Source organism: Aeromonas sp. sif2433 (assembly GCF_019218705.1).
GTDB lineage: Bacteria > Pseudomonadota > Gammaproteobacteria > Enterobacterales > Aeromonadaceae > Aeromonas > Aeromonas encheleia.
Window position 1 is genome coordinate 41,399 of sequence record NZ_JAHUXD010000019.1, and the last position, 10,921, is coordinate 52,319.

10 protein-coding genes are annotated in these 10,921 nt (G+C 63.9%); 6 read left to right on the forward strand and 4 right to left on the reverse strand.

All coding sequences use genetic code 11. The features are described from left to right. Positions 1–13: 13 nt before the first annotated feature. From KW825_RS19775 to phnR, 4 genes are all read right to left on the reverse strand, one after another. Positions 14–1,744 (reverse strand): putative 2-aminoethylphosphonate ABC transporter permease subunit, encoded by a 1,731-nt coding sequence (locus KW825_RS19775; protein ID WP_218330180.1) that lies wholly within the window; start codon positions 1,742–1,744, stop codon positions 14–16. Beyond that, a complete protein-coding gene (locus tag KW825_RS19780) occupies positions 1,741–2,805 on the reverse strand; it encodes a putative 2-aminoethylphosphonate ABC transporter ATP-binding protein (RefSeq protein ID WP_218291847.1) in 1,065 nt (354 codons plus the stop codon). The genes KW825_RS19775 and KW825_RS19780 overlap by 4 nt, the downstream gene beginning before the upstream one ends. 173 nt (positions 2,806–2,978) lie before the next feature. Then, positions 2,979–3,998, reverse strand: coding sequence for a putative 2-aminoethylphosphonate ABC transporter substrate-binding protein (locus tag KW825_RS19785; RefSeq protein ID WP_218330181.1), 1,020 nt, complete (start codon positions 3,996–3,998; stop codon positions 2,979–2,981). A gap of 100 nt (positions 3,999–4,098) precedes the next feature. Next, the gene (gene phnR, locus KW825_RS19790) at positions 4,099–4,806 is read right to left on the reverse strand and encodes a phosphonate utilization transcriptional regulator PhnR (RefSeq protein WP_218330182.1); all 708 of its coding nucleotides are present in this window, start codon (positions 4,804–4,806) and stop codon (positions 4,099–4,101) included. A gap of 188 nt (positions 4,807–4,994) precedes the next feature. Between phnR and phnW the strand changes: the two genes are divergently transcribed. The 6 genes from phnW (at position 4,995) to KW825_RS19820 (ending at position 10,818) form a co-directional block, all read left to right on the forward strand. Further along, positions 4,995–6,137, forward strand: coding sequence for a 2-aminoethylphosphonate--pyruvate transaminase (gene phnW, locus KW825_RS19795; protein WP_218330183.1), 1,143 nt, complete (start codon positions 4,995–4,997; stop codon positions 6,135–6,137). Next, positions 6,134–7,549 (forward strand): aspartate aminotransferase family protein, encoded by a 1,416-nt coding sequence (locus KW825_RS19800; RefSeq protein ID WP_218330184.1) that lies wholly within the window; start codon positions 6,134–6,136, stop codon positions 7,547–7,549. Before phnW ends, KW825_RS19800 begins: the two co-directional genes overlap by 4 nt. Further along, positions 7,524–8,366, forward strand: a complete 843-nt coding sequence (gene phnX / locus KW825_RS19805) for a phosphonoacetaldehyde hydrolase (protein WP_218330185.1) — start codon at positions 7,524–7,526, stop codon at positions 8,364–8,366. Before KW825_RS19800 ends, phnX begins: the two co-directional genes overlap by 26 nt. Positions 8,367–8,828: 462 nt before the next feature. Continuing rightward, positions 8,829–9,593 carry a LuxR family transcriptional regulator gene (locus KW825_RS19810; RefSeq protein WP_218330186.1) on the forward strand — a complete coding sequence of 255 codons (765 nt, stop codon included), beginning with the start codon at positions 8,829–8,831 and terminating at the stop codon, positions 9,591–9,593. Between the two features lie 232 nt (positions 9,594–9,825). Continuing rightward, positions 9,826–10,344 carry a type VI secretion system effector Hcp1 gene (gene hcp1, locus KW825_RS19815; protein WP_010634822.1) on the forward strand — a complete coding sequence of 173 codons (519 nt, stop codon included), beginning with the start codon at positions 9,826–9,828 and terminating at the stop codon, positions 10,342–10,344. 186 nt (positions 10,345–10,530) lie between these two features. After that, positions 10,531–10,818, forward strand: a complete 288-nt coding sequence (locus KW825_RS19820) for a type VI secretion system PAAR protein (RefSeq protein ID WP_042653499.1) — start codon at positions 10,531–10,533, stop codon at positions 10,816–10,818. Positions 10,819–10,921 lie beyond the last annotated feature (103 nt).

Sequence of the window (10,921 nt, forward strand, 5' to 3'; positions counted from 1 at the left end):
CCTTGGTGGTTGCTCATGGGTGGCGCCAGCGCTGGGTGCGCTCCAGCAGGGTGCGACTGAGGTAGAGCTGCAGCAGCTTGATGCCGGCGGCGGCCAGCAGGATCAGGGTGGCCATGGCGGCGGCCGCCGCGGTATCTCCCGAGTCTTCCATGTTGAGCACTGCGATGGAGGCCAGCACGCTGTCGCTGGAGTAGAGGAAGATCACCGCCGAGGTGGTGGTCATGGCGTTGACGAACAGGTAGATGAAGATCTCCAGCAGGGCGGGCAGGCTGGCGGGCAGGGTGACGCGCCAGAAGGCCTTGAGCAGCGGGATGCGCAGTGAGATGGCGACCAGCTCCAGCTCCTTTGGCAACGGCTTGAGGCTGGTCAGCGCCGTCATGTGACCCACGGTGTAGTAGTGGATGATGCAGGAGAGCACCATCAAGGGCAGGGTGCCATACAGGCCGCCCAGCAGGCTGTCGGCCCGGTTGAAGAAGAAGATGTAACCCAGCCCGAGCACCATGCCGGGCACGGCCAGGGAGAGCATGGCGAGCAGGTGCATCAGCTGGCGCAGCGGGGCGAAGTGGCGTCCCTTCTCCTGCGCCCAGGCCAGCACCATGATGAGCAGGGTGCCGGTGATGGCGGTGAGGGCACCGAGCTTGAGGGTGTTGAGGAAGGGCTGCCAGCCGTAGACGCTGTTGCTGTCGAAGGCGTAGTGCTCCAGCGTCAGTGTCAGGTTGTAGGGCCAGAACTGCACCAGGGAGCCGTACACTGCCATGCCGACCAGGGCCAGGAACAGCAGGGCCCAGAGGCCGCACCAGAGCAGCGCCAGCAGATCCCGCAGCCGATGGGGCGTGGGGCTATAGGGCACGGCCTTGCTGTTGCTCTGCTCCTGCATCTTGCTGCGCACCCTGTGCTCCAGCGCAAAGCTGAGCAGCGCCGGCAGCAGCAGGGTCACGCTGGCGACCGCCCCCAGGGAGAAGTTCTGCATGCCGATCACCTGGCGATAGATGTCGGTGGCCAGCACGCTGTACTGGCCGCCGATCACCTTGGCCACCCCGAAGTCGCAGATGGTCAGGGTGAACACGGCGATGGCCGCGCTCAGCAGGCCATAGCGGGCGGTCGGCAGGGTGACGGTGAGGAAGGTGCGCCAGGCGGGGCTGCCCAGCACCCTGGCGGCCTCGTAGAGGCGGGCATCGCTGTGACCCAGCGCCGTGACCAGGATCATCAGGGCATGGGGGAAGCACCAGAAGCCGAGGCCGATGACGATGCCGATGGGGCCATAGATGCTCTCGCCCCCCAGCAGTTCCTTGGCGACGCCCTGGTTGCCGAACCAGTAGACCAGGCTGATGGCGGGCAACAGGGAGGGCATCAGCAGCGGGATGAGGCCGATCAACTTAAACAGGGGCTTGCCGGGCATGCAGGTGCGGGTGAGGGCATAGGCATAGCCGAAGGCGATGCAGACCACCAGCGTGGTGATGAGCAGGCCGAGCCAGAGGGTGTTGCCTATGGTGCGGGTCAGGTTGGGGGAGAGGAAGTAGTCCCGAAAGTTCGCGAGCCCCACCCAGTTGCCGTCCATGTCCTGCAGGCTCTTTTGCAGCATGGCGAGCAGGGGCAGCAGCAGGCCGCCGACCAGCAGGGCTATGCCCAGCAACAGCAGCGCCAGCTGGATGGCCCGATCGCGGCTCCCGCCGGCGAGGGCGCGTCGCCACCAGGGATGGACGGGTCGGGGAGCGAGGAGGGGGGCGTGCAGAGGGGCGGTCATGGGGCAGCCTCCTCAAACAGCTGCATGGCGTCGGCGGGCCAGTGCAGGGTGCAGGCCATGCCGCTGCGCCAGTCGCTGCCCCCATCGTTGGGGCCTTGCACCAGCACCCGCTGGGGGCCCAGATAGGTTTGTGCCACGCAGATCAGCCGCTGGGCGGCGCCGAGAAACTCCACCTGTGCTATCTCGGCCTGCAGCCCTTGCCGCGCTGGGGGCGCCAGGCTGATGGCCTCGGGCCGGATGGCGAGCTGCAGCTTGCTGCCGGCGGCCGCCCGGTTCGCCAGGGTGAGCGGCTGCTCGTTGAGCCGCACCTGCTGCGGGCTCAGCACCAGGGCATCGAGGAAGTTCATGCTGCCGACGAAGCTGGCCACGAAGCGGCTAGCCGGCTGGTGATAGATCTGCCTTGGCGTGCCTATCTGCACTATGGTGCCCCCCTCCATCACCACTATGCGATCCGCCATGGTCAGCGCCTCCTCCTGATCGTGGGTCACCATGATGGTGGTGATGCCGAGGCGTTGCTGCAGGGCGCGGATCTCGCTGCGCAGGTGGGTGCGCACCTGGGCATCGAGCGCACTCAGGGGCTCATCGAGCAGCAGCAGGCCGGGGGAGAGCGCCAGCGCCCTGGCCAGGGCGACCCTCTGCTGCTGGCCGCCGGAGATCTGGCTCGGGTATTTGTGGGACTGGGCGCCGAGGCCGACCAGTTCCAGCCAGTGCTGGACCGTCTCCCTGATCCGCGCCTTGTCGAGCCGCTGGTTCTGCAGGCCGAAGGCGATGTTGTCCGCCACCGTCAGGTTGGGGAACAGGGCATAGGACTGGAACACTATGCCGAAATCCCGCTGCTGGGGCGGCAGCAGGGAGATGTCGCGACCCCCCTGCCAGATCTCGCCACTGCCCGGCAGATCCAGCCCGGCGATCGCCCGCAGCAGGGTTGTCTTGCCGCAGCCGGAAGGGCCGAGGAAGCAGACGAACTCCCCCTGCTCGATGGCGAGAGAGATGTCCTTGAGGGCCTGGAAGGCCCCGAAGTGCTTGTTGAGGTGTTTGATGTCCAGATAGGGCCGGGTCATGATCAGACTCACTGCTGGTTTGGTATATACCAGTTTGAGTTTTAAGTGTGACCGAGGGATGACGGAAAGATGACAGGGCGGTGATGGCGGGTGACTCCCGCTCAGGGGGGCTAGCAAAGAACAAGGCCGGTTGAGGCCGGCCTTGTATTTGGGGTCGCGGCGATGCCTCGCCCTTACTGCTTGGCCTCCGACTTGCCGTCGAAGCTGGCGGTCCACTGGGTCAGGATGGCGTTGCGCTCCCGGGCAGCCCAGGCGAAGTCATTCTTGATCATCTGGCCGTTGATGTCGGCCGGGTAGCCGGCCCTGGGCTTGGCCACCTGGGGGATGGCCACCACGGCGAAGGACTGGTTGTAGAGGCTGTTGGCCTGCTCGGTGGCGGCGAAGTCGAGCAACTGTCTGGCGGCTTCCAGCCTGGCGGTGCCCTTGATGATGGCCGCGGCCTCCATGTCCCAGCCTGAGCCTTCGCTCGGGAACAGCACCTCGATGGGGGCACCCTTGCTCTTGAGGCTGGTGGCCGGGAAGTCGAACGAGATGCCGACCACCGTCTCGCCGCTGGCCGCCAGCTTGCAGGGGGCCGAGCCGGAATGGGTGTAGCGATCGATGTTCTGGTGCAAGCCGCTCATGAACTGCCAGCCCTGCTGCTCACCCATGGTCTGTAGCCAGCCCGCCACGCTCAGGAAGCCGGTGCCGGAGGAGCTGGGGTTGGGCATGATCACCTTGCCCTTGTAGATGGGCTTGGTCAGGTCGGCCCAGCTCCGGGGGGCCGGGATCCCCTGCTTCTCGGCCTCGACCTTGTTGAAGCAGATGGCGCTGAAGAAGGCATCCAGCCCAATCCAGTGCGGCTCGGCTCTGGGATCGCGGAAGCGGCTGTCGAGTTTGTCCAGCCCCTTGGGGGCGTAACCCGCCAGCATCTGCTGCTGATCGAGCTGCATCAGACTGGTGGCCGCCAGGCCCCAGACCACGTCGGCCTTGGGCTGGGCCTTCTCGGCCAGCAGCCGGGCCGTGACCACGCCGGTGGAGTCCCGTACCCACTTGATGTTGATGTCGGGGTGCTGGCGCTCGAAGGCGGTCTTCAGCTCACCGAGCTGCTCCGGCTCGAAGGCGGTGTAGACGGTGAGATCGGTCGCGGCCATCACCGGGGCTGTCATGGCGGCCAGCAGCGCGCTCGCCAGCAAGGGGGTTCCCTGTTTCATCCTCTTCTCCATCAAAGTTGGTATAAACCAGATTGGTCGAAGCAGAGGCTAGGCAATCTTTATGACGCTCAGGTGACGGCCGTGTGACGTTTTGATGAGCTCAATCCAGGGTGTCGACCTCGATCTCCAGGCTGTCGTGGCGCCAGTATTCCAGATCGAAGTCGAGCACCCGCCCGTGCTGATCGAAGTTGAGTCGCTCCAGGCGCAGGGCGGGCAAGCCGGCGGTGGCACCCAGCGCTTTGGCCACCTCGTCGGGCAGGGCGGTGGGGAAGAAGCGCACCTGCATGCGGGCATAGTGGAGATCGTAATGCACCTGGTAGAGCTCGGTCAGGCTGCCGGCCAGGTCCAGCTCGAGCAGGCCGGGCACCCGCTCCGGCAGGCAGTGGTTCTCGCAGTAACAGATGGCGCGCCCGTTGGCATAACGCAGCCGCTTGAGCAGGAAGAGGCTGTCAAAGGGCCTGAGCTGGAGCCGGCTCAGCAGGGCCGGCGGCACCGCCTGGCGGCTCTTCTCCAGCAGCTCGGTGCGTGGCTCACCGCCCTGTTCGCGCACTATCTGGTGGAAGTTGGAGGTGCGTCTTGGGTTGAGGCGAAAGCGCGGCGGGGTGACGAACCAGCCCCGCCGATCCTCACGATAGATGAGGCCGTTGGCCTCCAGTTGCACCAGGGCCTCGCGAATGGTGACCCGGGTGGTGCCATAGAGTTCCCCCAGCAGCCGTTCGGAGGGGAGCTTGTCGTTGGCCTGCAAGCCTCCTGCCTGGATCTGGGTGGCGAGGGCATCCTTGATCTGCAGGTACTGCGGTTTGCTCATGGTGATCCTTGTCGGTGTCAAAGTGCTTGGTAGAGACCAGTTCTGGTTACTCCGCTCGGGATGACTAGATTATCGCGATGAGGGCGCCGAAAATGAATTTTTTGTTGCACGATAGGGCACCCCTTTGACCTGGGAGGGGGAGTTATCCAGAATATGCTCAATCTGGTATATACCAAATGGAGCAAGCCATGACCCACATTCCTGCAGCCCCCGCTGCCGTCGATTACCTGCTGTTGACCCCGGGCCCCCTCTCGACTACCCCCACGGTGCGCGCCGCCATGCTGCAAGACAGCTGCACCTGGGATGCGGACTACAACCTGGGGGTGGTGGAGCCCATCCGCCGCGAGCTGGTGCGACTGGCGACCACCCCGGAACAGGCGGCCGACTACGGCGCCGTGCTGCTGCAGGGCAGTGGCAGCTATGTGGTGGAGAGCGTACTGGGCTCGGCGTTGGGGGCCGATGATGGCCTGCTGATCGTCAATAACGGCGCCTACGGCGCCCGCATGGTAGAGATGGCGCGCTGCCTCGGCCTGCGTCACCTCGAGCTCGACTGCGGCGAGACGGCGCGGCCCGAGGTCGCGGCCATCGAGTCTCTGCTCGGCCGGCGCCCGGAGATCACCCATCTGGCCATGGTGCACTGCGAGACCACCACCGGCATGCTCAACCCGCTGGAAGAGGTGGCGGCGCTGTGCCGGCGCCGTGGCATTCGCCTCATCGTCGATGCCATGAGCAGCTTTGGCGGCATCCCCATCGATCTGGGCCGCCTCGGCATCGAGTTTCTCATCAGCTCCGCCAACAAGTGCATCCAGGGGGTGCCGGGCTTTGGCTTCGTCATCGCCCGCCGCGCCGCGCTGGCGGCCTGCGCCGGACGGGCCCGCTCCGTCTCCCTCGATCTGCACGCCCAGTGGCAGACCATGGAGCAGCAGGGGGGCAAGTGGCGCTTCACCTCGCCGACCCACACAGTGCTGGCCTTCGCCCAGGCGTTGCGGGAGCTGGAGCAGGAGGGGGGGATCGCCGCCCGTCATCGGCGCTATCAGGAGAACCAGCGCACCCTGGTCGCCGGCATGGCGGCCCTGGGATTTGAGCCCCTGCTGCCCGCGCCCTGGCAATCCCCCATCATCACCGCCTTCCATTCGCCGACCCATCCCGACTACCGCTTCGCCGATTTTTATCAGCGCCTCAAGGGCCAGGGCTTCGTCATCTACCCGGGCAAGGTCTCCCAGGCGGACTGTTTCCGCATCGGTAATATCGGCGATGTGAGCCCGGCCCGGGTGCGCGAACTGCTGGCCGTCATGGCCGAAGCCTGCTACTGGCAGGAGGGCGCGCTATGAGCAGCCATGCCAGCCTGCCCGGCGGCGGCCTCGCCGATACCGAAGGGGACATCAACCTGGGGGAGGCGCGCCAGCGCTGGTGGGCGGCGCAAAGCGAGCCGGTACGGGAAGGGCTGGCCGAGGATGGCCGCTATTTTCTGCATCAGGCGCTCTCCACCCCCTGTCTGGATCTGCTGGCGGGGGCGCAGGGGACTGTGTTGACCAGCGTCTCCGGCAAGCAGTACCTCGACTTTCACGGCAACAGCGTCCATCAGCTCGGTCACGGTCACCCTAGTGTGGTGGCCCGGGTGCAGCAGCAGCTGGCGGATCTGCCGTTTGCTCCGCGCCGCTACACCCACCCGGTCGCCATCGAGTGCGCCCGCACCCTGGCGGAGCTGGCGCCGGGGGATCTCAACCGGGTGCTGTTCGCCCCAGGTGGCAGCGAGGTGGTGGGGATAGCCCTCAAGCTCGCCCGCTTCATCACCGGCAACAGCAAGGTGGTGTCACTGTGGGATGCCTTTCACGGCGCCTCCCTCGACGCCATCTCGGTCGGCGGCGAGGCCTGTTTCCGGGCGGGGATGGGGCCGCTGATGGCCGGGGTCGAGCGGATTCCGCCCCCCACCCGCTACCGCGGCGTCTGGTATCGCGGCGAGGGGGAGGATCTGCACTACGCCGACTACCTCGAATACGTGATCGAGAAGGAGGGGGGGATCGGCGCCTTCATCGCCGAGCCCATCCGCAACACCGATGTACAGGTGCCGTCGCGGGCCTATTGGCAGCGGATCCGCGGGATCTGCGATCGCCACAAGGTGCTGCTGATCGTCGACGAGATCCCCAACGCCCTCGGTCGCACCGGCCACTGGTTCAGCTTCGAACAGTTCGGCATCGAGCCGGACATCATCTGCCTCGGCAAGGGGCTGGGGGGCGGCGTGGTGCCGTTTGCCGCCCTCATCACCCGGGATCGCTTCAATCAGGCGGCCGCCATCTCCCTCGGTCACTATACCCACGAGAAGAGCCCCATCGGCTGCGCGGCGGCGCTCGCCACCATAGCGGTGATCCGGGAGGAGGGGCTGTTGGCCAAGGTGCGGGAGGATGCGCTCTTTATGGAGCGAGAGTTGACGGCACTGATCGACCGCCATCCGCTGATCGGCCAGGTACGGGGAACCGGCCTGCTGTGGGCGCTGGATCTGGTGGAAGATCACCAGAGCCGGACCCGGGCCAGCCAGGCGGCGGAACAGGTGCTCTACCGCTGCTTGGCACTCGGCCTGAGTTTCAAGGTATCCCAGGGCAATGTCATCCAACTCTCTCCCCCACTCACGGTCAGTCGTGCCGAACTCGCGCACGCCATCGTCATTCTCGATCTGGCGCTCGGCCAGGTCGAAGCCTCACTGGAACAGGAAAACTCTCATGTCTGCCAAACAACTGTCTGTTAAACCAGAGTCTGATATACAAGCGCTGATCCTCGACTGGGCCGGCACCGTGGTCGATTTCGGCTCCTTCGCGCCGACCTCCATCTTCGTGGAGGCCTTCGCCCGGGCCTACGACTTCCCCGTCACTCTGGACGAGGCGCGCCAGCCCATGGGCCTTGGCAAGTGGGATCACATCGCCACCCTGGGTCGCCTGCCCTCAGTGGATGCCCGCTGGCAGGCCCGCTTCGGCCACCCCATGAGTCGGGAGGAGGTGGATCACCTCTACCACACCTTCATGCCGCTGCAGATTGCCGCCGTGGCCCGCTTTGCCGCCCCCATCCCCGGCGTCTTGCCGGTGCTGGCGCGCCTGCGCGGGCAGGGGCTGCGCATCGGCTCCTGCTCAGGTTATCCCCGCCCGGTGATGGAGGCCCTGGTGCCGGCGGCGGCTGAGCACGGCTATCGCCCGGATCACTGGGTGGCCACCGACGATCTCGGAGCCGGCGGTCGTCCCGGCCCCTGGATGGCGCTGGCCAACGTGATTGAACTGGGGATCGATGCCGTGCATCGCGCCATCAAGGTGGACGATGCGGTGCCCGGCATTGCCGAGGGGCTGAACGCCGGCATGTGGACCGTGGGGCTGGCGGTCTCCGGCAACGAATTTGGTGCCACCTGGGAGGAGTTTTCGGCCATGAGTGACGACGAGATCACGGCGCGGCGCACCACGGCCGAGGCCAAGCTGCGGCAGGCGGGCGCCCACTATGTGATAGCCACCCTGGCCGATATCGAGCCGGTGATTGCCGATATCAATCGCCGTCTGGCGAGGGGGGATCGTCCCGCCTGACACGACCATGAGGGGCGCGATGAACTCGCTGCGCCGAGTGATAATGAAGCAAGGCGCCCACCCGGGCGCCTTGCTTCATTTGTCTGACCCTAGGCCAGACAGACCCTGCCAAGCCACGTGGCCCTCCCTCAGCGAGGGTGATTGCACCGCTCGGGGGACCATGGATAGGGTGATGCAGGTTTAATGTAGTGATGTTTCCGTGGTTTTTAAGTTCATTTGGTGTGAATCAAACATAAACATCCATACAATATATTGTAAAAATTAATTTTTCTGAATTTTTATAGAATATGTCAGATCTGATTGCCGGTGGTGCCCTCCACCTTTCCCTACAATCCAAGTGACTCAAGCACCTGGTTTTTTCGTTTTTGTAGCGCGCATGTTTCACGTTATTAACATGTGATTCAGCACCCATTGGGGTTCATGCTGAACAATATGGCTACCGTTTGAAAGCAGCATCATGACATGGATACATCTGACGCATTAGATTTCATCTCCCGGTTCGATCAAGCCGGCGATGAACGTACCATAGTGGCGCTGTTGCGCCAATTGACGGTACAAATGGGGTTTGATCATTTCCGGCTGGCCCTTATTTTTCCCAATACCATACAGCGACCGGATGTCACCATCTTCAATGGTTGCCCGCCTGCCTGGGTGGAGGCCTATACCAAGGAAAATTTTTTTGCGATAGATCCGGTCGTGCTACGCGGCATGGTGCAGAGCACCCCTATCCTGTGGGCGGACCTCATGGAGGAAGGGGCCTGTGATGAGCAGAGCCTGGCGGTGATGACACTGGCGCAGGAGGCAGGGCTGCGTGACGGCATCACCTTCCCCTGGCATGGTGCAAACGGCCATGTCGGCCTGCTCTCCCTGATCACCCGTGAACCCCGTACCGGGCAGCAGTGGCTGGCTGCCGTGCCTGCGCTGACCTGGCTCTCCATGCATATCTTCGAAGCCGTGGCGCGAGTGTGTCTGGTGGGCCTGTCTCCCCATGATGCCCTGAGCCTGCGTGAGCTGGAGGTGTGCCGCTGGGCGGCCGAGGGCAAACAGAGCAGTGACATCGCGCAAATACTCGGCATCACCCCGCGCACTGTGACATTCCATCTGAACAATGTGGTCGCCAAGCTGGGGGCAAGCAGCAAGTGTCAGGCGATTTCCTGGGCGCTCAAGCAGGGGGTCGTCAGGCTGAATGTCGAGCTGGCCTCGGTCGCCAATGTGGATGAGCGGTAGTGATTTAGTCTGCGTGGCGCAACTGTTTGCGCGATGTACAAGATATTGCACTGGTCAGGCAACGGGTAGTGGTTTAAAGAATGGAAAACCACAACTTGTTGCGCCGCGAGGCTGGGCGCTTGAAGTGCTGTTTTTATAACACATTGAAATAATTGAATTAAATGGAGTGGCATGGTCGCTGCTAATGGTTAGGTCGAGTGTCATTACCGTTCAACCAATCAGGAGCATACTCATGCCAACTCCATGTTATATCAGCATCGAAGGTAAAACCCAGGGCAACATCACCGCCGGTGCCTTCACCTCCGACTCCGTCGGCAACATCTTCGTGCAGGGCCATGAAGACGAGATGCTGGTGCAAGAGTTCCAGCACGTCGTTACCGTACCGACCGATCCACAATCCGGTCAGCCGGCTGGCCAGCGTGTCCACAAGCCGTTCAAATTCACCGTCGCGCTGAACAAGGCCGTGCCGCTGATGTACAACTCCCTGGCCTCCGGCGAGATGTTGCCGAAAGTGACCCTGAAGTGGTACCGCACCTCGGTCGAAGGCAAGCAGGAGCACTTCTTCTCTACCGTGCTGACCGATGCCACCATCGTCGACATCGACTGCCAGATGCCCCACTGCCAGGATCCGGCGAAGTCTGACTTCACCCAGCTGATCCAGGTCTCCCTGGCCTACCGCAAGATCGATTGGGAACACACCGTTGCAGGTACCTCGGGTGCCGATGACTGGCGTGCCCCGATCGAGGCTTGATCCTCGATTTTGTAGCAGGTCCTTCCTTGTAGTGCATTTTTGGGCCTGGCCGTCGCAGTGTCAGCGATGGTCAGGCCTGTGCAAGCTTTCTCCAGCCTGTCTCAGGGATTTGGCTGGAGCTTTTGTATTTTGCCATATGACCGCTGGCATCGGTCTTATTGCAAAGCACAACAGAGGTCAGTCGTGATGTGTCCCACTATTGCATTGCTCGGTGACATCGGCACCGACCACGAGGGGTTCCACCCCTCTCCGGTGATTGCTGCGAGCCCGAATGTCTTCCTCGACGGCAAGCCGGTGGCCCGTCAGGGCGACCCGCTGGCGCCCCACGACAAACCCAACAATCCCCCCCATCCGCGCAGCATCTCTGGCGGCGTCGGCTCAGTGCTGGTGAACGGCAAGCCCATCGCGGTGACCGGTACCGCCATCGGTTGCGGCGGCGTGGTGATTGGTTCGGGCAGCGGACAGGCAGGATAAGGAACCCTTCATGGCAGACAGCACAGGATTACAATTTACCGTCAAGGTGGGGGCGCTGCCCGAGACCACCTTCGTGGTGGCCGAGTTCATGCTGGAAGAGGCG